The 20,771-nt window shown below is 66.8% G+C and carries 23 protein-coding genes and 1 pseudogene; 9 read left to right on the top strand and 15 right to left on the bottom strand.

Going from position 1 to position 20,771, the window contains the following annotated elements; translation table 11 throughout:
* Window positions 1–24 precede the first annotated feature (24 nt).
* Window positions 25–744 (bottom strand): B3/B4 domain-containing protein, encoded by a 720-nt coding sequence (locus ACTJJX_RS22825; protein ID WP_003118994.1) that lies wholly within the window; start codon window positions 742–744, stop codon window positions 25–27.
* Between the two features lie 284 nt (window positions 745–1,028).
* On the opposite strand from ACTJJX_RS22825, the gene ACTJJX_RS22820 reads away from it, so the two are divergent.
* The gene (locus tag ACTJJX_RS22820) at window positions 1,029–2,672 is read left to right on the top strand and encodes an acetolactate synthase large subunit (RefSeq protein ID WP_003101357.1); all 1,644 of its coding nucleotides are present in this window, start codon (window positions 1,029–1,031) and stop codon (window positions 2,670–2,672) included.
* Window positions 2,673–2,714: 42 nt separating this feature from the next.
* On the opposite strand, the gene ACTJJX_RS22815 is transcribed toward ACTJJX_RS22820, so the two are convergent.
* The 3 genes from ACTJJX_RS22815 to ACTJJX_RS22805 all read right to left on the bottom strand — a co-directional run bounded on the left by ACTJJX_RS22815 (window position 2,715) and on the right by ACTJJX_RS22805 (window position 5,491).
* Complete coding sequence (locus tag ACTJJX_RS22815) at window positions 2,715–4,010, bottom strand: OprD family porin (RefSeq protein ID WP_003101355.1); 1,296 nt, start codon at window positions 4,008–4,010, stop codon at window positions 2,715–2,717.
* Window positions 4,011–4,246: 236 nt separating this feature from the next.
* Window positions 4,247–4,990, bottom strand: a complete 744-nt coding sequence (eftM, locus tag ACTJJX_RS22810; RefSeq protein ID WP_003101353.1) for a class I SAM-dependent methyltransferase EftM — start codon at window positions 4,988–4,990, stop codon at window positions 4,247–4,249.
* Between the two features lie 99 nt (window positions 4,991–5,089).
* Window positions 5,090–5,491 (bottom strand): GFA family protein, encoded by a 402-nt coding sequence (locus tag ACTJJX_RS22805; RefSeq protein WP_003101352.1) that lies wholly within the window; start codon window positions 5,489–5,491, stop codon window positions 5,090–5,092.
* 142 nt (window positions 5,492–5,633) lie between these two features.
* On the opposite strand from ACTJJX_RS22805, the gene ACTJJX_RS22800 reads away from it, so the two are divergent.
* Window positions 5,634–5,915, top strand: coding sequence for a peptidylprolyl isomerase (locus ACTJJX_RS22800; RefSeq protein WP_003101349.1), 282 nt, complete (start codon window positions 5,634–5,636; stop codon window positions 5,913–5,915).
* 218 nt (window positions 5,916–6,133) lie between these two features.
* Here the strand turns inward: ACTJJX_RS22800 and piv are convergent, their stop codons facing one another.
* The gene (gene piv, locus ACTJJX_RS22795) at window positions 6,134–7,522 is read right to left on the bottom strand and encodes a protease IV (protein ID WP_003101348.1); all 1,389 of its coding nucleotides are present in this window, start codon (window positions 7,520–7,522) and stop codon (window positions 6,134–6,136) included.
* Between the two features lie 534 nt (window positions 7,523–8,056).
* Complete coding sequence (locus tag ACTJJX_RS22790) at window positions 8,057–8,980, bottom strand: LysR family transcriptional regulator (RefSeq protein ID WP_023082755.1); 924 nt, start codon at window positions 8,978–8,980, stop codon at window positions 8,057–8,059.
* A 140-nt stretch (window positions 8,981–9,120) separates the two neighbouring features.
* Here ACTJJX_RS22790 and ACTJJX_RS22785 point away from each other — a divergent pair, with 140 nt between their 5' ends.
* Window positions 9,121–9,519: a RidA family protein gene (locus ACTJJX_RS22785; protein WP_003101334.1), complete on the top strand. Its 399-nt coding sequence runs from the start codon at window positions 9,121–9,123 to the stop codon at window positions 9,517–9,519.
* A 31-nt stretch (window positions 9,520–9,550) separates the two neighbouring features.
* Here ACTJJX_RS22785 and xth read toward each other — a convergent pair whose 3' ends face one another.
* The 3 genes from xth to ACTJJX_RS22770 form a co-directional block, all read right to left on the bottom strand.
* Window positions 9,551–10,351: an exodeoxyribonuclease III gene (xth, locus tag ACTJJX_RS22780; protein ID WP_023082756.1), complete on the bottom strand. Its 801-nt coding sequence runs from the start codon at window positions 10,349–10,351 to the stop codon at window positions 9,551–9,553.
* A 22-nt stretch (window positions 10,352–10,373) separates the two neighbouring features.
* Window positions 10,374–10,937, bottom strand: a complete 564-nt coding sequence (locus ACTJJX_RS22775) for a type 1 glutamine amidotransferase (RefSeq protein ID WP_003118177.1) — start codon at window positions 10,935–10,937, stop codon at window positions 10,374–10,376.
* Between the two features lie 135 nt (window positions 10,938–11,072).
* Window positions 11,073–12,005, bottom strand: coding sequence for an NAD(P)/FAD-dependent oxidoreductase (locus ACTJJX_RS22770; protein ID WP_004351742.1), 933 nt, complete (start codon window positions 12,003–12,005; stop codon window positions 11,073–11,075).
* Window positions 12,006–12,085: 80 nt separating this feature from the next.
* Between ACTJJX_RS22770 and ACTJJX_RS22765 the strand changes: the two genes are divergently transcribed.
* The gene (locus ACTJJX_RS22765; protein WP_003101327.1) at window positions 12,086–12,514 is read left to right on the top strand and encodes an Rrf2 family transcriptional regulator; all 429 of its coding nucleotides are present in this window, start codon (window positions 12,086–12,088) and stop codon (window positions 12,512–12,514) included.
* Window positions 12,515–12,578: 64 nt separating this feature from the next.
* Here the strand turns inward: ACTJJX_RS22765 and ACTJJX_RS22760 are convergent.
* Window positions 12,579–12,674, bottom strand: a pseudogene (locus tag ACTJJX_RS22760) (hypothetical protein); the annotation flags it as partial.
* 174 nt (window positions 12,675–12,848) lie between these two features.
* Here ACTJJX_RS22760 and ACTJJX_RS22755 point away from each other — a divergent pair.
* The 4 genes from ACTJJX_RS22755 to ACTJJX_RS22740 all read left to right on the top strand — a co-directional run bounded on the left by ACTJJX_RS22755 (window position 12,849) and on the right by ACTJJX_RS22740 (window position 15,415).
* Window positions 12,849–14,138, top strand: a complete 1,290-nt coding sequence (locus ACTJJX_RS22755) for a tyrosine-type recombinase/integrase (protein ID WP_079388661.1) — start codon at window positions 12,849–12,851, stop codon at window positions 14,136–14,138.
* A gap of 344 nt (window positions 14,139–14,482) precedes the next feature.
* A complete protein-coding gene (locus tag ACTJJX_RS22750) occupies window positions 14,483–14,854 on the top strand; it encodes a type II toxin-antitoxin system RelE/ParE family toxin (RefSeq protein WP_043156093.1) in 372 nt (123 codons plus the stop codon).
* Window positions 14,847–15,170, top strand: coding sequence for a helix-turn-helix domain-containing protein (locus tag ACTJJX_RS22745; protein ID WP_043156092.1), 324 nt, complete (start codon window positions 14,847–14,849; stop codon window positions 15,168–15,170). The genes ACTJJX_RS22750 and ACTJJX_RS22745 overlap by 8 nt, the downstream gene beginning before the upstream one ends.
* Before the next feature lie 50 nt (window positions 15,171–15,220).
* The gene (locus tag ACTJJX_RS22740; RefSeq protein WP_043156090.1) at window positions 15,221–15,415 is read left to right on the top strand and encodes a hypothetical protein; all 195 of its coding nucleotides are present in this window, start codon (window positions 15,221–15,223) and stop codon (window positions 15,413–15,415) included.
* Window positions 15,416–15,497: 82 nt separating this feature from the next.
* Here ACTJJX_RS22740 and ACTJJX_RS22735 read toward each other — a convergent pair whose 3' ends face one another.
* Window positions 15,498–16,388: an alpha/beta fold hydrolase gene (locus ACTJJX_RS22735; protein WP_043156088.1), complete on the bottom strand. Its 891-nt coding sequence runs from the start codon at window positions 16,386–16,388 to the stop codon at window positions 15,498–15,500.
* A gap of 104 nt (window positions 16,389–16,492) precedes the next feature.
* Here ACTJJX_RS22735 and ACTJJX_RS22730 point away from each other — a divergent pair, with 104 nt between their 5' ends.
* Window positions 16,493–17,395 carry a LysR substrate-binding domain-containing protein gene (locus tag ACTJJX_RS22730; protein ID WP_043156087.1) on the top strand — a complete coding sequence of 301 codons (903 nt, stop codon included), beginning with the start codon at window positions 16,493–16,495 and terminating at the stop codon, window positions 17,393–17,395.
* On the opposite strand, the gene ACTJJX_RS22725 is transcribed toward ACTJJX_RS22730, so the two are convergent.
* From ACTJJX_RS22725 to trbF, 4 genes are all read right to left on the bottom strand, one after another.
* Window positions 17,370–17,648: a DUF2274 domain-containing protein gene (locus tag ACTJJX_RS22725; protein WP_052158454.1), complete on the bottom strand. Its 279-nt coding sequence runs from the start codon at window positions 17,646–17,648 to the stop codon at window positions 17,370–17,372. The two genes, ACTJJX_RS22730 and ACTJJX_RS22725, sit on opposite strands and share 26 nt — an antisense overlap.
* Window positions 17,645–18,913 (bottom strand): TrbI/VirB10 family protein, encoded by a 1,269-nt coding sequence (locus tag ACTJJX_RS22720; protein ID WP_043156086.1) that lies wholly within the window; start codon window positions 18,911–18,913, stop codon window positions 17,645–17,647. Before ACTJJX_RS22720 ends, ACTJJX_RS22725 begins: the two co-directional genes overlap by 4 nt.
* 2 nt (window positions 18,914–18,915) lie before the next feature.
* The gene (gene trbG, locus ACTJJX_RS22715; protein ID WP_427021148.1) at window positions 18,916–19,911 is read right to left on the bottom strand and encodes a P-type conjugative transfer protein TrbG; all 996 of its coding nucleotides are present in this window, start codon (window positions 19,909–19,911) and stop codon (window positions 18,916–18,918) included.
* Window positions 19,912–20,054: 143 nt separating this feature from the next.
* The gene (gene trbF / locus ACTJJX_RS22710; RefSeq protein WP_043156085.1) at window positions 20,055–20,759 is read right to left on the bottom strand and encodes a conjugal transfer protein TrbF; all 705 of its coding nucleotides are present in this window, start codon (window positions 20,757–20,759) and stop codon (window positions 20,055–20,057) included.
* Between the last annotated feature and the right edge of the window lie 12 nt (window positions 20,760–20,771).

The following is a 20,771-nucleotide window of genomic DNA, read 5'->3' as shown; positions in this document are numbered from 1 at the left end:
CTGTTCTCCTCGGGGACTCGGCCCTTATACGCTGTCGGTGGGTTCCGTCGCCACGCACAGCAGGCGCGAGTCGGCGCGCATGCCGGGCATCATCAGGCGCAATTCGTCGAGCAGCAGGCCGCCCGCTTCGTGCAGGGCCGCCAGCGGCATTTCCGGCAGGCTCTCGAGGATGAACCACATGCGCCGGGCGCTGGCATCCAGGCGGGTGCGCACGCCCTGGCGCCAGTTCCAGCGGCGGCAGGTGACGCCGAGGTCGTCGCGCCAGACCACCTCGCCGGGGTCGGGGGATTCGTCGACCGCCTCGCCGTTCTTCAGGGTGTCGAAGGTCTCGCTGCCGTCGGCGACCACCAGGCGCGGCGGGCCGGCATAGGCGGCGAGATTCTCGCCGCCTACCGGAATGGCGAATTGCACGCTGATGGCGTTGTACAGGTCCACCACCGGGTCGATGCTCGGCAGCCCGCCGTCGCGCAGCGCGCGTTTGCGCAGGGCTTCGGCGGAGCAGGGGGTACGCTGCGGCTTGGCGCCGAAGCGGCGGAACGCCTCGGCCCAGGCTGCCAGGTGCGCCTCGGCCCAGTCCGGTTCGCCACGCGCCAGCGCCTGGCAGGCGCGCTCTACGGCGCGGCCGGCGATTTCCGGACGAACGATCGGCGCCGCCTCGACGGTGAGGCTCAGGGCGCGGAAACCGGGGGCGAGGGCGGCCACTTCGGCGGCGATGACGGGGAGGATCGGGGCGTGCTCGGGCATGGTCGTCTTCAGGGTTCGGTGAGATGGAGGGGGCGGGGCGCGTAAAGCGGTAGGTGGATTTCTACCATCCGGGCTCCGCCCTCACCATGAAATCAGCGAATGAATTATTAGCTGTGCTGATGATCGGGTGGTCGGGTTCAGCTGCGCTAATGGCGGGAGCGACGTTCGCTTGCCGGCGAAGCCGGCGCCAGAGCCTTCCGCCGGCCGGGAGGGGCTGGACAGCGAGACGCGAGGGGCGCAGTGTTCGAGCGGTCAGAACCGCCACCACCCGAGGTAGAACGCAGATGGCCAAGGCAGCCGATGTGGTTGTGCAATGCCTGGAAAACGAGGGCGTGCAGTACGTCTTCGGAATTCCCGGCGAGGAGAATCTCGACCTGCTGGAGTCCCTGCGCAAGTCGCAGATCCGGCTGGTGCTCACCCGCCACGAACAATCGGCCGGCTTCATGGCCGCCACCTACGGGCGCCTCACCGGCAAGACCGGGGTCAGCCTGTCGACCCTCGGCCCGGGCGCCACCAACCTGGTCACCGCCGGCGCCTACGCCTACCTGGGCGGCATGCCGATGCTGATGATCACCGGGCAGAAGCCGATCAAGAAGTCCAAGCAGGGCCGCTTCCAGATCCTCGACGTGGTCGGCATGATGCAGCCGCTGACCAAGTACACCCACCAACTGGCCTCCGCCGACAACATTCCCTCGCGGGTCCGCGAGGCGTTCCGCCTGGCCGAGGAAGAGAAGCCCGGCGCGGTGCACCTGGAGCTGCCGGAGGACATCGCCGCCGAGCAGACCGACAGCCTGCCCATCCCGCCGAGCCTGAGCCGCCGGCCGCTGGCGGAATACAAGGCGATCTGCGCCGCGGTGGAGAAGCTGCGCGCCGCGCGCAGCCCGATCCTGGTGATCGGCGCCGGGGCCAACCGCAAGATGACCGCCAAGGTCCTCAAGCAACTGATCGACAAGACCGGCATTCCCTTCGTCACCACCCAGATGGGCAAGGGCGTGGTCGACGAGCGTCACCCGCGCTTCCTCGGCAACGCCGCGCTGTCCGCCGGCGACTTCGTGCATCGCGCGGTGGAGGCGGCCGACCTGATCGTCAACGTCGGCCACGACGTGATCGAGAAGCCGCCGTTCTTCATGGTTCGCGGCGGTACCGAGGTGATCCACGTGAACTTCCGTTCCGCCGAGGTGGACCCGGTGTATTTCCCGCAGATCGAAGTGGTGGGCGACATCGCCAACGCCATCTGGCAGATCGGCGAGGCGCTGGACGATACCGCGCACTGGGACTTCACCCGCCTGCTGGCGATTCGCGAGGCCAACGAGGCGCAGGTCGCCGAAGGCGCCGACGACCCGCGCTTCCCGCTCTATCCGCAGCGCCTGGTGGCCGACGTGCGCCGGGCGTTGCCGTCGCAGGGCATCGTCGCCCTGGACAACGGCATGTACAAGATCTGGTTCGCCCGCAACTACAAGGCACACATGCCCAACACCGTGCTGCTGGACAACGCCCTCGCCACCATGGGCGCCGGCCTGCCCTCGGCGATGGCCGCGCACCTGGTCTACCCGGACCGGCCGATCGTCGCGGTGTGCGGCGATGGCGGCTTCATGATGAACAGCCAGGAACTGGAAACCGCGGTGCGGCTGAAGATGAACCTGACGGTGATCATCCTGCGCGACAACGGCTACGGGATGATCCGCTGGAAGCAATCGAACATGGGCTTCGCCGACTTCGGGCTGGACTACGGCAACCCGGACTTCGTGCACTACGCCGAGGCCTACGGCGCCCACGGCCACCGGGTCGACAGTGCCGAGGGCTTCCTGCCGCTGCTGGAGCGCTGCCTGGGCACGCCTGGGGTGCATGTGATCGATTGCCCGGTGGATTACTCGGAGAACGACCGCATCCTCAACGTCGAGCTGCGCGAACGCGCCCTGGCGGTCTGAACCGCCGGAGCGTCGCGCCGGCGTGCGTTCCGGCGCGACGGCTCAGAACAGCGACAGGTTGTAGCTGGCGATCAGGCGCACCTCGTCCACGTCGCGCGCCGAGCGCTCGAAGTCGGTGCGGTAGGTGGCGTTGCGCAGGCGCAGGCTGAGGTCCTTGAAGCGGCCGCTCTGCACGATGTACTTCAGCTCGATGTCGCGCTCCCATTCCTTGCCCTCGTCGCCGTTGGCCAGGCGGATATGGTCGCCGTTGACGTAGCGGGTCATGAAGCTCAGGCCGGGCACGCCGACGCTGCGCAGGTCGAAGTCGTAGCGCAGTTGCCAGGAGCGTTCCTCGGGGTTGGCGAAGTCGTTCACCTGCAGGTAGTTGGCCAGGTACGGATTGCTGCCGTCGAGGTAGGGCATCGAGCTGGCGCCGTTCATCCGCTGCCAGCCGGCGCTGAGCGTGTGGCCGCCCTGGGCGTAGGCGAGCAGCAGGCTGAGGGCGCGGTTGTCGATCTTGCCGGCGCGGGCCGCGCCGGCGTCCTCGCTGTCGAACCAGCGCAGGTCGGCGCTCAGCTTGCCGGCGCCGACCTGCCGCTTGCCCACGGCACCGAGGTAGCGCTGGCGATAGACGTTGCGCAGGCCGCCCTGGGCGTATTGCAGCAGCAGGCCGTCGTTGACCTGGTAGTCGAGTTGGTAGGCGTCGAAGCGGTTGCCGGTGGTGTCGCAGGCGTAGCGTTTGTTCTTGCAGTGCAGGCGGATGTCCTGGGCGTCGCTGGAGTCCCGCGCGGTGTAGCGCTCCAGGCGGGTGGCGGAGAACCTGAGCCCGGCGATCTCCTCGCTGGTCAGCTGGGCGCCGTGGAACAGGGTCGGCAGCAGGCGTCCGTCGTTGTATTTCAGCAACGGCATGTCCGGCAGCATCGCCCCGTACCTGAACTGTGTCTGCGAGAAGCGCATCTTGCCGGCAACGCCGGCCTTGGCGTACTGGTCGACCGAGCGACGCGGATCGTGGCCGCTGGAAGGCAGCAGGCCGCTGTTGCTGTCCGCGGGGCTGGAGTCGAGCTTGATCCCGAGCATCGCCAGGGTATCCACGCCGAAGCCCAGCGCGCCCTCGGTATAGCCCGAGCGCAGGTCGAGGATGAAGCCCTGCGCGGCTTCCTCGCGCTTGGAGGCGCCCTGCGGGTTGGCCGAGCTGCCGTCGCGGAAGTCGCGGTTGAAGTAGACGGTGCGCGCTTCCAGGCGCGCGCTGCCGTCCTCGAGGAAGGCGGCAGGGGCCGGGGCGACGAATCCGCCGCACAGGGCGAGGGCGCCCAGGCCGCGAAGGGTGCGGGGCGAACGGGGGGAAAACGGGGAGGACATGCGGTGACTCTCGACAGCGGGGGTAAAAAAGCGCGCGAAGGTGTCACAGATGGCCGGCGGGGTCTTTGCGACCTTGGTCTAGCCGAGAAGGCGCGCACGGATCGTCGGCCAGGCAGGCCTCTAGCGGGTCGGACGCAGCGTGCCGAAAGCGACGAAGAATCCTCCGCAGCCCCCTGTGAAACGCTGCCCCGCCCGTGCCAGCCTGATCGTCACGTTTGCGCCAGGATATCCGGAGGCTAGCGCTTCACGCAGACGAACAGGGCATTCCCGGAGCTGCCGGCCCAGGGCGTGATCCGTTCGTAGTCGTGTTCGAAGACCTGCACCTCGAAATGCGTCTGCAACAGGTGCTGCAGCTCGGCGAAGCCGAGGGCGACCATGGGGTGTTCGTCCTCCCAGGTCTGGGTCGTTCCGTCCGTGGTTTTCTCGATACCGAGGCGCAGCGCCTGGCGCTCGCCCTCGCCGCTGTAGTACCAGCCGGAACCGAAGGTGAAGCGGCTGCCTCGATGCTCCACGGAATGGCGGACGAACGCGCGATTGTCGATCTGCCCCTTGTCCACCGTGTTGAAACAGAACACGCCGCCATCCGCCAGTGCGCCATGCACGCTGGCCAGGCATGCGCGCAAGCGCTCCAGCCCTGCGTTGTAGTGGATCGAATAGAGGAAACAGGTGATCAGGTCCAGCGGCTCGTCCACCTGGAAGCCGGCCATGTCCTGCCGGCTGAAGTGCGCTTCGGGGCAGCGCTGTCGGGCGAGGTCGAGCATCGGCTGGTTGATGTCCAGGCCGGCGCTGCGATAGCCGAAATCGAGGAAGTGCCGCACGTGAGGGCCGGTACCGCAGGCCAGGTCCAGGTGCCGCCGGCCCTGGTTGCCGAACAACTGGTGCAGGCGACGCACGCAGTGGCTCTGCGCCTGGTAGTCGATGTCGGCGCACATCAGGTCGTAATAGTGGGACAGGTCGGTGTACAGCGCGGTGGCGGACATGGGCGGCAAGGACCGGCGGCGAAGGGCGCGGCATGGTACCCCAGGCCCGGGCCTTGCCGGCGAAAAAACAGGCACCGGCCGGCGGATCGCGGGCGGACTTCAGTCGAAACGCGGCCAGTCGTCGGCGATCCTGCACCAGCAGGCCATCGATGCGACCTGGACATGCTTCTGTTTCGCCGCCGGGAAGGGCGTGTCCAGGCTGCCGAGGGCGACCGATACCCAGTCGGCGAACTCGCCTTCGCTCCTCGACCAGAACAGCGGCGAGCCGCAGCGCGAGCAGAAGCGCCGGAGCACGGCGGGTGAGGAGCGGAACGCGGCGAGCAGGTCGGCGCCGCGGTCGATGTGCAGGTCCGCGACGGGGACGCTGCCATAGCTGGCGAATGCCGCGCCATGGGCCTTGCGACACTGGCCGCAGTGGCAGTGAGAGAGTGCGCGCGGGGGCGAGGACAGTCGGTAGTGCAGCGCGCCGCACAGGCAACTGCCGTGGAAGGTCTGGCTCATCGGAGGGCGTTCCCGGATTCGCAAAGGCGGCGAGTCAAGCAGCCCTCGCCACGCTTGTCGAGCGCCTCCTCCGGTCGCGGGCTGTCGGTGCGGGCGTCGATGTCTGCTAGGCTCTGCCGTTTCACCCTAGGAGTATTTCCCCATGGCCCGAGCCACTGCCCGCCACATCCTGGTTTCCAGCGAAGCCAAGTGCAACGAACTGAAGACCGCCATCGAAGGCGGTGCCGACTTCGCCGAAGTCGCCCGCGAGCATTCCTCCTGCCCCTCCGGCCGCGACGGCGGCAACCTGGGCTCGTTCGGCCCCGGCCAGATGGTCCGCGAGTTCGACCAGGTGGTCTTCAGCGCGCCGCTGAACGTGGTCCAGGGGCCGGTGAAGACCCAGTTCGGCTACCACCTGCTGGAAGTCACCAGCCGCCAGGACTGAACGTACGGCGGCGCATAACGCCCCTCTTCCACGCGCCGATCCAGGCGTGGGGCGAATAACCATTGCGCGGGATAAACGGCGGATAACGCCGTTGGCGTTATGCGCCCTACCTGTCCCGGACGACGAAAGAAGCCGCACTTCCAGGCGCCAATCCGGGCGTAGGGCGAATAACCGCTGCGCGGTTATCCGCCGGTGCGCGATCGATAGCCTGGCTGGCCTCAGGGCGCGAAGTAGCGGGAGATCTGCGAATAGACGCCGCTGAAATCGGAGAAGTAGTCATTGCGCTGTGAGGTGGGCGCGCCGCAGTACGAGGGGCCGCCGTACAGGCCACCGCGCAGCTGGTAGGAGCCGTCGCCGGCGACGGTCAGCAGGCCCGAGCCGGACGAGCCGCCTTCGACCACCGCCGACGGCCAGTCGACGCGGGTCAGGGCGGTATGCCCGTCGTAGGTGACGCCCACTGCCGAGACGTTGCCCTGCGAGTACTTCTTGGCGTCGCCGCGCGGATGGTGGATGTCATGGCCGAGCGAGCCGTTGGCGATCGGCGTGGCGCTCCAGCCCTGGTAGAACACGCCGGCCGGCGGAGTGCGCTTGAGTTCCAGCAGCAGGGTGTCGCGCTTCGCGTCGCGGTGCAGGATATTCGCCCCGCCGGTCAGCACGGTGACGCTCTGGTTGATGGTCGAGGCGTCGCCGTAGCACTGGGTGGTGTTGTAGAACCAGATGGTCTGCAGCGTCGCGGCGGTGGCCTGGTCCTCGATGCAGTGCGCGGCCGACCAGAACAACTGGCGCTTGGGCGAGTTGCCGTTGTTCAGCAGGGTGCCGGTGCAGATGTAGCTGCCGCCGTCCGCCGAGCTGGTGAAGACCATCTTCGCCACCGCTGCGGTGGCGTTGTCGTAGGCCCGCGTGCCGCTCTGGGTCGCGCAGACCGCATCCACCTCGCAGCTGCCGCTGGCGCCGAAGCCGTCGCGGTAGCCGGCCTTGTACAGGGAGTCGGCGAAATACGATACCTGGGGTACCGACAGGCGCAGGTCGCCCGGTTGCAGGTTGGCCGGCAGCACCAGTTCGACGGTCAGGGTATCGCCCTCGATGACCGGGCTCCAGTAGGGACGGTTGACCGAGAGGTCCTTGCCGCTGGCCTCGAAGATTTCCTTGCCGGCGCCGGCGAAGTGCAGCAGCACGTCGTCGGGCAGCGAGCCGCTGCGGGTTTCCAGGCGAATCGCGGCGCGCAGGCTGGCGGCACCCGCAGCGCTGATCGGGAAGCGCGCGGTGTGGCGCCCGTCCGGAGTGTCGATCCATTCGAGGGTTGTCAGGTCGATTTCCGGAGTCGCCGTTTTCAGGCCCACGCCCACTTGCAGCGGCGTACCCGGTTTCGGCGCCAGCGGCGCGGCGCGGGCCACGCGGCGGGCGGGGGGCGCGGCGAAGTGGATGCCGGCCGCCGAGATCGCCGCGTTGGGGTTGGCGAAGCGGGCGTGACCGGTGCTCGCCGGGGAGGCCTGGAGCACGGCGACGTCGCCAGCCATCTCGCTCGCACCGGGCGCCGCCAAGGCCTGGCTCGCGCCGGCAGCCAACGCCAGAACCAGGCATGCATTCAGGTACGTTCTCTTATGCATGAATCGACTCCTTCAGTTTTTTGGGAGGGCAACTTCCTCAATCGTTCGCGTGGCGAAAGATATGCAGGTGTGACGGAGTCGTTCAAATATTTTTTATATTCGTTTCTGCTAGCTATTAAATATGAAGAAGCGTTTGTGGATAGCAGAATAGATAGCTATTTCCTTCACTTGCCATTGATGTTGGATTGCTCTCTCTACCAACTAAAGTTTGGTCTGGAGTGGCTCTGCAGAGCCTTCGGTTTGCTTCAGAGAGGTGCAGGATGTAGTGCATGAGTGCTTTACTGGTGCAGCTGTCGATGTGATCGGGTTAACGAAATCCTGATTTTCAAGTTATCCGGTTTGACCACTGCCGAATATAAGGCTGGGTGAATCTTCCATTCACCGCTCGGAAACCGTTCCGATGTTGGCTTGGTTGAATTCCAGGATATCCGGCTTATGGTCGTATAAGTCATCTCTATAATCGCGGGGCATATATAGAGCCCTGGCCGCTTACCATTACTCCAGGGTTTTCCAGGATACGCCGCCGCCCTTGTTTCAGAGCGGCGGATGCAACGGCGGCGCATGCCGCGCGATCAGTTCGGCGACCCACTCGATGAACACCCGCAGCTTGCCGCTGACGTGGCGGTTCGGCGGGAACGCCAGGTACAGCGGCATCGGCTCCAGGCTCCAGTCCTCGAACAGCGGCAGCAGCTCGCCGCGGGCGAGGGGCTCGCGCGCCATGTAGTGCGGCAGCCAGAGGATGCCCAGGCCGGCCAGCCCGGCCGCCAGGTAGGCGTTGCCGTCGTCCACCGCCAGCACATGACGGCCCGCCACCCGCAGGCATTCCTCGCCCCTGCGTATGGCGTAGGGCAGGGCCTTGCCGGTGCGCGCCCAGAGGAAGCCGACGATACGCTGGTGGCTGTCCTCCAGTTCGCGCGGGTGGCTCGGCACGCCGGCGCGCTGCAAGTAGGCCGGTGCCGCGTAGACCCCCAGTTGCAGGTCGCCGACCCGCCGCGCCATCAGCGACTGGTCGCGCAGTTCGCCGCCGCGGATGACGCAATCGACGTTCTCGTCGATCAGGTCGACGAGCCGATCGCTCACGCCCAGGTCGATCTGGATCTCCGGATAGCGCGCATGGAACTCGGGCAACGCCGGGATCAGCAGCAGCCGCGCCAGCGGGCTCGGTACGTCGATCCGGAGACGCCCGCGGGGCGCCAGGGCGGCGCTGGAGAGGCTGGTCTCGGCATCGTCCAGTTCCGCCAGCAGACGTACCACCCGCTCGTAGTAGGCGGCGCCGTCGGCGGTCAGGTTGAGCTTGCGCGTGGTGCGGTTGAGCAGGCGTACCCGCAGCCGCGCTTCCAGTTGCTGGACCAACTGGGTGACGCTGGTGCGGCTCATGTGCAGCGTCTCCGCCGCCTTGGTGAAGCTGCCGGTATCCACCACACGGGCAAAGGCCTGCATCGCATCGAAACGGTCCATCGGGACTCCGGGTCGTCGGGGATTGTTTGGATTCTACAAACAGTCATGGCCAGGGTTGCGCGTTTATCCACGGCGCGCACGACCTTACCGTTCTTCCATCGACGATGACGGGGCCGGGAGCCCCAGGATGGAGGTATCGCATGACTGTACGCGACGTGGTTTTCCCCGCCGGCCGCCAGGCCCTCTACGAGCGCAACCGCTATTCCCCGGCGGTCCGCAGCGACGGCCTGCTGTTCGTTTCCGGCCAGGTCGGCAGCCGCGACGACGGCTCTCCCGAACCCGAGCTGGAGACCCAGGTCCGCCGCGCCTTCGACAATCTGAACGCGGTGCTCGCCGCGGCCGGTTGCGGGTTCGACGATGTGCTCGACGTCACCGTGTTCATGGTCGACGCCGAGGCCAACTTCGAGCGCATCTGGAAGATCGTCCCGGAGTACTGGGGCGAGGCGCCGTACCCCACGCTGACGGCGGTGGGGGTGAACTGGCTGTATGGCTTCAGCTTCGAGATCAAGGTGGTGGCGAGGTTGCCGGAGGGGCGGTGAGAGCCGATGCGCAGTGCCGGGGCCAGCTCGGCTAGCGCCGGGGCTCTGAGGGACGCCGCAGGCTTACCCAGGCTGGCGCGTGGTCGCTGGCGTGCTCCTCGCCGCGCACCCAGCGATCCACCCCGGCGTCTTCCAAGTGGTCCGCCAGGCTGGCGCTGAGCAGCAGGTGGTCGATGCGCAGCCCGGCGTCGCGTTGCCAGTGCTGGCGGAAGTAGTCCCAGAAGGTATAGAGGCGCCGGTCGGGGAAACGCTGGCGTAGCGCGTCCACCCAGCCCTGCCGCAGGAGGCGCTCGAAGCACTCGCGGGACTCCGGCTGGAGCAGGGCGTCCTTTTTCCAGGAGCGGGTGTCGTAGATATCGAAGTCGCTGGGCACCACGTTGAAGTCGCCGGCCAGCACCACCGGATGGCCGCTCTCCATCAGCTCGGCGGCGTGTCGGATGAGGTGCTCGAACCAGGCCAGCTTGTAGTCGAACTTCGGTCCCGGCTGGGGATTGCCATTGGGCAGGTACAGGCTGGCCACCAGCAGGCCGTCGACGGCCGCTTCGAGGTAGCGGCTGTGGGGATCGCTGGGGTTGCCCGGCAGGCCGCGGCGTACCTCCAGCGGCTGGCTGTCGCGGGCGAGGATGGCGACGCCGTTCCACGCCGACTGGCCCTGCCAGATCGCGCCGTATCCGGCCTTCTCCAGCGCCGCGGCGGGGAAGCGCGCGTCGGGCGTTTTCAGTTCCTGCAGGCAGACGATGTCCGGCGCTTCCCGCTCCAGCCAGGCCAGCAGCGCGGCCAGCCGGGTCTGGATTCCGTTGACGTTGAAGGTGGCGATCTTCAGGGTGTCCACCGGTCGCCTCCGCGAATGACGATCAGGCGGCCGCCTGCAGGGCTTCGCCGATGGCTTCGTTGAACGCCTGCAAGTCACCCGGGTTGCGCGAAGTGATCAGGGTCCAGCCGTTCGCCGGGCAGACTTTCACCCGCGTGTCGACCCAGTCCGCGCCGGCGTTGGTCAGGTCGATACGCACGCTGGAATAGGAGGTCAGGGTCTTGCCGCGGGCGACACCGGCGTCGATCAGCAGCCAGGGGCCGTGGCAGATGGCGGCGACCGTCTTGCCTGCGTCGCTGAATTCCCTGACCAGGCGCCGGGCCTCGCTGTCCTGGCGCAGGGTGTCGGCATTCACCGTGCCGCCGGGGACCAGCAGCAAGTCGTAGTCCTCGGCGCGCAGGCCTTGCAGCCTGGCGTCGGAATTGACGATCAGGTCCTTCTCGCTGTCGTGCACCCAGGTCTGCGCTTCGCCGCCCTCAATGGTCGCGTGGGTGACCGTGGCGCCCTGTTGCTTCAGGGTCTTCAGCGGTTCGAGCAGCTCGTCGCGCTCGATGCCGGTGTTGGCGGTGATGACCAGGACGTTCTTGCCTTGCAGCTTCGCGCTCATGGTTTTCTCCTCTGCTGGGGCGCCCGTGGCGGGCGCCGTGGCGTGACATGCAGGAGAGTGGAAAGCTGGAGCGCCGGGGAGTTCGAAAGATTTGCCGGGCGGTGGGCCGGATCCTTGGCCTGTCAGCCTCCGGCGTCAGCGGAACAGCAGCGAATGATGCGCCGCGCCACCGGTGCGCGCGCCGTCGCCCACCGCGATGGCGACGTTGCCGGCCGCCAGCGCCGCGTCGCCGCAGGCGAAGACGCCGGGAACGCTGGTTTCGCGCATGCCGTCGGTCCTGATGAACGGCCCGCTCGGGCCGTCCTCGAACTCGCAGCCGAGCAACGCCGCCAGCGGGCTGGCCATGCGCGTACGCGGCTGGGTGAACAACCCCGCGAGCGTAATCGTGCGGCCACTGGCCAGGGTCACGTCGGCGCGCGCGCCGCCCAGCGCGACCACGGCTTCGCGCTCGATCGTCACGCCGCGCCGGTCCAGCCTGGACATTTGCTCGGCATCCGGTTCGAAGACGCCGTTGAGGAAAAAGGTGGTCGCTCCCCAGTCGGGCAACATCAGGGCGTGGTGGATGGCCAGCGGTGAGGCCGCCAGTACGCCAATCGGCCCGCCGTCCAGTTCGTAGCCGTGGCAATACGGGCAATGGAACACGTGCCGTCCCCAGCGCTCGGCAAGACCGGGGATCTCCGGCAGCTCGTCGGCGACCCCGCTGGCGAGGATCAGCCGGCGCGCGGTGAAACGTTCTCCGTTGGCGGCCTTCACCACGAAACCGTCCGCCTCCTTCTTCGCCGCGACGGCGGCTTCGGACAGCCACTCGACGCTGGGATAGGCCAGCAACTGCGCGCGGGCGTCATCGGCGATGGCCGCCGGATCGCGGCCGTCCTGGCCGAGAAAGCCGTGGGAGGCCTGGGCGAAGCGGTTGCGTCGCAGTCCCGTATCCATCACCAGCACCCTGCGCCGCGCCCGCGCCAGTTGCATGCCCGCGGAGATGCCGGCGTAGCTGCCACCCACGATGATCACGTCGAAAGTCATGGCGTATCTCCCATTCGGATAGTCACGAAACAACGTAAGTTTCATGAGATGCGCTTGTCAATGCTCTCGTAACTTTTTCTGTAGCGAGACATACTCATGGTCTTTCCGTCACGAGCCCGCCGTTCATGAGAAACGACACCCGCCTCTCGCGCATGCTCCATGTGCTGATCCATATGGCCCGCCACGAAGGGCCGGCGACGTCCGAAGCCATCGCGCAGATGCTCGGCACCAACCCGGTGGTGGTGCGACGGACCATGGCGCTGCTGAAGAACGAAGGCTACGTGAGTTCGGAGAAGGGCCATCGCGGCGGTTGGCGGCTGGCCAAGCCGTTGGCGGACATCACCTTGCTGGATATCCACCAGGCGCTGGGAGCGTCCTCGATCTTCGCCATCGGCCTGTCTACCGATCATCCGGAATGCCTGGTCGAGCAGGCGGTCAACGAAGCGCTCGGCGAGGCGTTCGAGGCGGCGCAGGCGTTGCTCCTGGAGCGCCTGGGGAGCGTCACGCTGGAGCAGTTGGCGAGCGAGTTCGAGCGCCGCTATCGGCCCTGCTGAGGCGCCTCGAAGGGCCGTTCGGACACCGCCGCCGCGCCTGCGGAGGCACGCCGGCGGTCCGGGATCAGAGCGAGTACTTCACCGTGAACATCAGGTTGCGCGGCTCGCCGTAGTTGAGGTTGCCGAAGTCGATGCCGCTGTAATAGTACTTGTCGAACAGTTTGAACATATGTTCCGCACCGAGATACGCGGGACTACGCCAGCCCTCGCCGCAGCGAGTTTTCCTAGGGATGAAGCGGATTCACCATATCCCGGTGCCTTCTGCAACCCGACCTGATTCCCCGTCGCCAGGCTCCTACTTGGCCCCTGGAATCGGTCATCCCGAGGACTTCTCATGGCCAAGATCAAGCTCACCAAATCCGTGGTCGATTCGGCGGAACCCGAAGCCCACGACGTTGAACTGCGCGACACCCTCGTGCCCGGCTTTCTCTGCAAGGTCACGCCGGCCGGGCGCAAGGTGTTCATGCTCCAGTACCGCACCAATGCCGGCGATCGCCGCAAGCCCTCGCTCGGCCTGTTCGGCGAATTGACCGTCGAGCAGGCCCGCAGCAAGGCGCAGAACTGGCTGGCGGAAGTCCGCCAGGGCCGCGACCCTAGCGCGGCCAAGACCGAGGCGCGCAAGGTGCCGACCATGAAGGAGCTATGCACGCGCTTCATGGAAGACCACTCGAAGCGGCACAACAAGAAGTCTTCGCAGAAGACCTATCAGACCTATATCGACAACCACATCATCCCGAAGCTCGGCAAGCTCAAAGTCTCCGAGGTCAAGCGCGCCGACATTGCCGCGATGATGAAGAAGATGGAACACATCCCGACCTGCGGCAATCGCACCTACTCGCTGCTGCGGGTGATGTTCAACCTGTCCGAAGTGTGGGGCTACCGGCCCGAAGGCTCGAACCCGTGCCGCCACATCAAGGGACTTCCCGAGCGGGGCCATTCCCGGCTCATCACCGACGAGGAAATGGTCAAGCTGTTCGCCTACCTCGATCAAGCGGAGATCCAGCGCACCATCCGCCCCGAAACCATGTTGGCGATCCGTCTGCAATTCGAGTTCGCGGCGCGCATGTCGGAAATCCTGTACCTGCAATGGGACTGGATCGACTTCGAGAACCGCCGCGTCAACTGGCCCGACAGCAAGACCGGCCCCATGTCCAAGCCCATGAGCGAGGAAGCGCACCGGTTGCTGTCCAATGCCACGCGCTACGAGGATTCGCCCTATGTCATCACCGCCGCACGCAATCACAAGCGGCCCATGTCCAAGGGCGTTTACTACCATGCGTGGTGCGTCATCGCCCAGCGCGCCGGTCTGGAGCACGTCGGCACCCACGGCATCCGCCACCGCTCGGCCACCGACATTGCCAATTCCGGCATCCCGATCAAGGTGGGCATGGCGCTGACCGCGCAGAAAACCGTGGCGACGTTCATGAACTACGTCCACACCGAGGACAAGGCCGAGCGCGAGGCCAGCGACGTGGTGGCGAAGCTGCGCAAGTTGATCGCCAGCGGCCAGCAGGCCGCGCCCACGAAGGCCGAGGAAGCGACGGAACTGCCGCAGGCGCTGGCCGAACTGTTCAAGTTGCTCAAGCGTTCGCCCGAACTGCTGGAAAAGCTGGAAGCCGCGTGATGCCGGCCCAGGCCATACCGGGAAATGTCGTGACGGCGACACGACATTTCCCGTCCTCGCCCGGCCCCGAATTGTCGTATCACCGATACGACAATTCGCGCAGCCGAGAACGAGCGGATGCTACGCCGGAACACGCTCCAGCGAGTTTCCGGCCGCGCTTGCCTGCGGCATCCTTCCTTCATTTGCGGATGGACGCCCGCGCCGCTTGAACTGACCGGCTTCGTTCCACTGGGCATGCCTGGGCGGGCCGTACCTGCCACGGCAAACGAGCCTGCCTAGCGATCTGGCAGCATCCATCCCTTCATGGACAAGTCATGCCACTGAGTGGTATAGTGAGGACAGAGATGCACATCTTCAAAACCCGTCACTTCCAGCGGTGGATGCGCAAGACGGCATTGGGCGATTCTGATCTGCGCAAGGCTGTCCTTGAAATGGACGCCGGGCTGATCGACGCTGATCTCGGCGGTGGCGTGGTGAAGAAACGTATCGGATTGGCCGGGCGCGGCAAGCGCGGCGGAGTGAGAACGCTCGTCGCCACCAACAAGGGCAACCGCTGGTTCTTCGTCTTCGGGTTTGAGAAGAACGAGCGGGACAACATCAGCGACGCCGAACTGCAAGCCTTGCAGGACTACGCCGCCGATTTGTTGGAGCGCACGGCCGCACAACTGGATGCCGCCGCTGCCGACGGCACTTTGCTGGAGATCACCGATGACTGAAAAAGCCCAACCCAAGAGCCGCATTCTGGAAGCGGTGCATGAAGGCGCCCGCGACCTGCACCGCTTGGGGTTCATCGACAAGCGCAAGATGCAGAAGTACGACCTGCTGTGCCTGGAGCCGGTGCAGGACTACGATGCCGCCAGGATCAAGGCGCTGCGCGAGCGCCTGCAACTGAGCCAGGCCGTGCTGGCCTCGGTGCTCAACACCAGCGCGTCCACCGTCCGCAAGTGGGAAGTGGGCGACAAACGCCCCAGCGGCCCGTCGCAAAAGCTGCTGGACATCATCGAGCGCAAGGGCCTGGAAGCCGTGCTCTGAACGGCCGCAGGTACATTGCATTCGCCCCTTCTCCAGAGAGGTGGTTCCTCATGACCAAGACCCGCGCACAACGCAAGCCGACCGCAGCGCCTGACAAAGCGGCTTCTGCTGGTCGCGTCTTCAAGTTCTCGCTCAAGGGCATCCCGGCCGTGGATGCGGCGATGGAAGCCCGCCTGGAAGCCGCAGCGCGGATTCCGCGCAAGGATCGGCATTGCCCGGTCATGGTCGAAGCGCCGGACGCCTGAGCCAGCGCCGATCAGACGAACAAAACCCGCCAGCGATGGCGGGTTCTGCATTTCAGGGGTCGGCGCAGCGGCCCATCGGCACTTACACCGACGCGCAGAACCGCGAAACCGCATCAGCGACCACCTGCGGCGCTTCCCGCTGCGGGAAGTGCCCGACGCCATCGAGCACCTGCCGCTCGTAGCGGCCCGTGAAGAACGCTTCCCGTCCCTTGGAACTGTCGGGGTGGTTGCAGGTATCGACCCCGCCGTGCAGCACCAGGGTCGGCACGGCCAGGACGGGCGCGGGGTTCAGGTGCGCCTCGTCCTCCGCGTAGGCCGGGTCGCCCTCGGCGAAGCCCCAGCGGTGGCGGTAAGAGTGCAACACGATCTCGGCCCAGTCCTCGCCCTGGAACGCCCGCGCTGCCTCGTCGAAGTCGGCCGGGTCATACCAGCCGGTCGGCGCCCAGGTGTCCCACATCTGCCGGGCGAACGCCTCGCGTTCTTCCCGTACCACGCGCTCGCCGCGCGGCGTGGCCATGTACCAGTGATACCAGTAGTTGCGCGCCTGCGCCAAGGACAGCGGCTGGTTCGGGTCGTTGGTGCCGTATCCGACCGACAACATCACCAGGTGCGAGGCCGCACCTTCGCGCAGGCCGCAGGCATTGGCGGCGGCCCGCGCGCCCCAGTCATGGCCGATCAGTGCCGGGCGCTCCAGCCCCAGCACGTCGATGAAGCCCAGCAGATCGCGCCCCAGCGCGGACAACTGGCCGCTGCGTGGCGTGGCGGCATCGCGGAACCGGATCGGCGCGAAACCGCGCAACGCCGGCGCCAGCACGCGGTAGCCGGCTTCGGCCAGCACGGGTGCCACGGCCTTCCAACACTCAGGGCTGTCCGGCCAGCCGTGCAGCAGTATGGCGGTTCGGTCGCCCTGCGGATTCCATTCGAGATAGGCAATGTCCAGGCGGTCGGTTAAGGCATGCTGGTAGGCGTTCATGGTGTCGTCCCTTGTCATGGTGGATGACCCAGCGTAGCTGGACGACACTGTTCGATTAGCGAATAATCATCGTCTATTAATGACTTTTTGCATTTAATGATCGAATGGACACTGCTTCGCCCGCCGCCGATGGCACACCGCTGGACACCGTGCTGCTGCGCACGTTCCTTGAAATCGTGGACAGCGGCAGCTTCGCCGCGGCCGCCGAGCGCCTAGCGCTGACGCCCTCGGCCGTCAGTGGGCACATGCGGCGGCTGGAGCAGATTGCCGGCGCCAGCCTGCTGGCGCGCACCACGCGCCGCCTGGAGCTGACCCAGGCAGGCGACACCCTGTACGCCTACGGCCGCAACATCCTCGATCTGGAGCGCGAGGCCCGCGCCAAGCTGCGGGGTACACCGCTACGCGGAAAACTGCGCATCGGTGCATCGGAAGACTTTGCCGGCGCCTGGCTGCCCCAGGTGCTGCACCGCTTTCGCCAGTGGCACCCCGACGCAACGGTCGAACTGAAGGTCGGCATCACCGCCGACCTGCTGCGCCAGCAGGAGCGCGGCCGCCTGGATCTTGTCTTCGGCAAGCAATGCAGCCGCGTCGAGGGCAGCGGCACGTTGTTGTGGGAAGAACCGCTGGTCTGGGCCTATGCGGCGGATCAGTCCTTGCCGGCGGGCCAGCCGCTGCCGCTGGCGGTCTTCCCCGAGCCGTGCGTCTATCGTGAGTCCGCCGTCACGGCACTGGGCAAAACAGATCAGGCTTGGCGCATTGTCTTCGAAAGCAGCAGCATGGCCGGTTGCCTGTCGGCGGCGCGGTCGGGCTTTGCCATTACCGTCATCGCCGACAGCCAGCGCAGCGACGCTTTGCGCGTGCTGGGCAGCGAAGACGGTCTGCCCGAACTGCCGGCGGCGCGCTTCTACGCCTTCGCCCGCGAGGACAGCGCCGCCAGTGCGGCGCTGGTCGAGGCGGCCCGCCGCGCAGGCCAAGGCCGTTTCATGGGGCACGGCCTTCGGGACTGACAATGGCCGAGCCGGTCTTCGCGGGGCGCTGCTGCGTTGCCGCCCCACGGCGGAACCCTCTATCGCCGGCCATGAAGGCTTCCAGCATGTGCGGGATCAGCGTCGCCGCATCGACCGCTTCGCCATAGGTCTGCGCGTGCAGCGCGGCGTAGCGGTCGAGGTCGGCTTTCAGTCCGGCTGGGCAGGCAAAGGTCAGCTTCGTGGATTCCATCTTTGGCAGCGGCCCCAGCCGCAGCTTTTTGGTGGTGCTCATCGTGAAGTCCCCCGGTTAAAGAACAGCGGCTGGTACGGCCGCAGCACCAGATCGCGGTTGACGATGATGCGTACCGGCAAGCCGGGGCGCTGGGTCAAGGTGGGCTGGATGTTGAGGTTGCGCCGGGTCATCTCCTGGCCGACCTGATTGATGCTGTCCTGCGCGCTGTCGCGCCCGGCGATGATGACGCGATCACCGTCCTGCCGGTTCTCCGGCGCGGCCAACTCGGCACCAATGCCCAACAGCGTCGTCAGCGCCGCGCCGGCAAAGATGCGATCCCAATGCCAGTCCACGTCGTCTTCCAGGCCGGCATAGCCGGCCGGGTCGGTGCCGGCCAGGTTGTCGAGCGTGAGTGAAGACGTGTCGGGCAGGATGATCCGATTCCAGACGACTTGAACGCGGCTCTGCCCGTAGCTGACCGAGCTGTTGTAGCGCCCGAGGATGCGCGAACCCTGCGGGATCAGCAGGAACTCGCCGGTAGCCGTGTCTTTGACCGGCTCCGTCACCGTGGCGATCACGTCGCCCGGCAAGTCCGACTTGATGCCCGTCACCAAGGCACCTGCGATCACTGTTCCGGCCATGACCTGGTATGGCGAAGCCGGCAGGATCAGGTTGCCGGAATTACGGGTTTCCGTGGAACCACCTTTCAGGAAAGCCCCTTTCTGGTCTTGCCGGTTCTGTACGGCGGTCGGGTCGGCAGGCTGGGCCGCCGTCGAGGCCGGCCCAGCCGCCAGCGGGTCGAACGCCGCATTGGCGGCGAGGCCCGGAGCGGCGGCGACCTGCGACTGCGCCACCGGCGCGGCCTTCTGCGCACCCGAGCGGAAGAACACCGACGAGGCCGCGGCCGCTTCGGCCTCTTTGCGCAGCGCGTCGTTCGGGTCGTGGCCGGGGGCCGCGTAGGCGGCCGTCACCGGCTGCTTCGATCTCACGATGGCCGGGCCAAGATCGCCCGGCAGTGGCGGCCCCAGCTCTGGCACGGCAGGCGGCAGCTTGGAGTAGTCCGCCGGCAACCCGTCCAGTCCTTCCGACTTCGACACGCGATCCACGTTGTAAAGCTCGGCCTGCTCGTTGGCCCCGCGCCGCTGCGGTTGCAGCGACCACATCAGCGCACCGAGCACGGCGACCGACAGGCCGCCGGCGAGGATGGCCAGCGTGCGTCGGTTCAGTCGCGTGACTGGGCGCGGCTGGGCGCGCAGCGCCACCGCCTCGGGCGCCACCTTCGCCGCCTGCGGGGCGGCAAGGTCGGGGGTATCGTCCTGGCTCATGGTCAGTTCCTCCGCGCCACGCCATCGGTGCGCTCGATCCGCACCACGTCGCCGCCATCGCCACCCAGGCGCAGTTCGGCCGCGCCGAACAGCCGATCCACGATGTAGTACGGCGAGCGGAAACGGTAGTTCACCAGTTGCCCGCCGCCCTGCGCGCCGATGACGAACAGCGGCGGCAGTTCGCCTTGAGCGATGCCCGCCGGGAACTGGATATAGACCTTCTCGCCGTCATCGAAGGCGCGCAGCGGCTTCCACGGCGGGTTGCTGCCTGACACTGCGTAGCGGAAGCGGATCTTCTCCAGCGACAGGCCGGTATCGACCGGCGCGGCGGCGCTGGCCGCCTGCGCCTGGCGCCGCAAGGCCAGCATCCGGTCTTTCGGGTAGTCCCACGACACCGACGCCATCCACGCCTTTTGCGTCGAGGTCAGTTCCAGCAGGTAGGTGCGGCGGCTGGTGGTGATGACCAAGTTCGTTTTGAGGCCCGAGCGGATGGGCTTGACCAGCACGTTCACGCGCAGCGCGTCGCCGCTGCCGCTGGACGTGTCGCCGACGATCCAGCGGACGGTATCGCCGGCGGCGACCGTCACCAGTTCCTCGCCGGGCTGGAGCGAAACCACGGTCACGCGCCCCGGCGCGGCATAGACCTGATAGAGCGCGCCATCGGTGAAGGGCCACACCTGAATCGCGTTGACGTAGCCTTCGCGCGTGGGCGCGATACGGGCTTCGGCGTTCGCCTTCGACACGCGCACGGTCTCGTCGGCCGGCTCCGGCGCAGGCTTGGCTTCGTCCACCTCCGGCAACGGCTTCATCTGCGCCGGCATCGGCAGCACCTGCGGCACTTCCACCACTTCGACCGGCGTGGGCGGCTCGGGCAGCGGCTGCGCCTGTACCGGCTCATCGAGCGAGATGGTCGGTGGCGGCTTGCCCTGCGTGGCGCAGCCCGACAGGGCCGTCAACAAGGTCAACAGGCAAACCGTGTTGAGCGTCCGTTCGTCCAGCCGCAGGCCCGGCGCGAACAAGGGCCACGCCAGGGCGATGCCATCGCGCAGGCGCTGCCGGTATTCGTTCGGAGAAGTCCGCCCTTGCGGGCTGCGCGGAAGGGCGCGCGACTGTGCGGCGGCATTGCGTCGTTGAAGTGCTTTCATGGCTTCGTTCCTTCCGAGGTTTCAAGTTCGCGGCTCCACGACAGACCATTGACGTAGATACCCAGGGGATTGCGGCGCAGACGTTCTTCGGTACGCGGGGTTTGCAGGACGATGGACACCACGGCCGTCCATCGCTCCAGCCCCGCCGCCGCGCCATTGACGTAGCGGCGTTCCGTCCAGCGCACGTTGAAAGACGTGTCGCTGGCGCGCACGACGCTGGTGATCTGCACCGTCACCGACTCGCGGCCGATGCGGGCGAACGGGTCATTGGTGCGGGCGTAGTCGTTGAGCACGGCCGCGCCCTTGTCGGTGGTGTAGTCATAGGCATCGAGCCAGTTCTGCCGCACCACGATCGGGTCGATGGACAGCGAGCGAACCAGCGTGACGAAATGCGCCAGATGGAAAGCGATCTGCGCATCGGCGGGCCGGTACTGCGTGGCGGCTTCGCCGACCGTCCGCACCTGGCCGGCCTGATCGACCTCGATGACGTAGGGCGTGACGATGGACTGCGCCGAACGCCACACCAGGCCGCCGGCCATCAGCAAGGCCAGCAGCAGGCAGCCAAAGGCCATGAATCGCCAGTTCTTCGCCTGCACGCGGGACGAGCCGATACGGTCATCCCATACCTGCGCGGCGGCTTGATACGGAGTGGCAGGCTGCGGCGTGTCGGCATAGCGCACCTGCGGTCGCTTGAATCGCATGGTCGTTTCTCC

The sequence above is a fragment of the Pseudomonas sp. 22490 genome, from assembly GCF_052044465.1.
GTDB lineage: Bacteria > Pseudomonadota > Gammaproteobacteria > Pseudomonadales > Pseudomonadaceae > Pseudomonas > Pseudomonas aeruginosa.
This window is presented reverse-complemented; position numbering and strand designations above follow the sequence as displayed.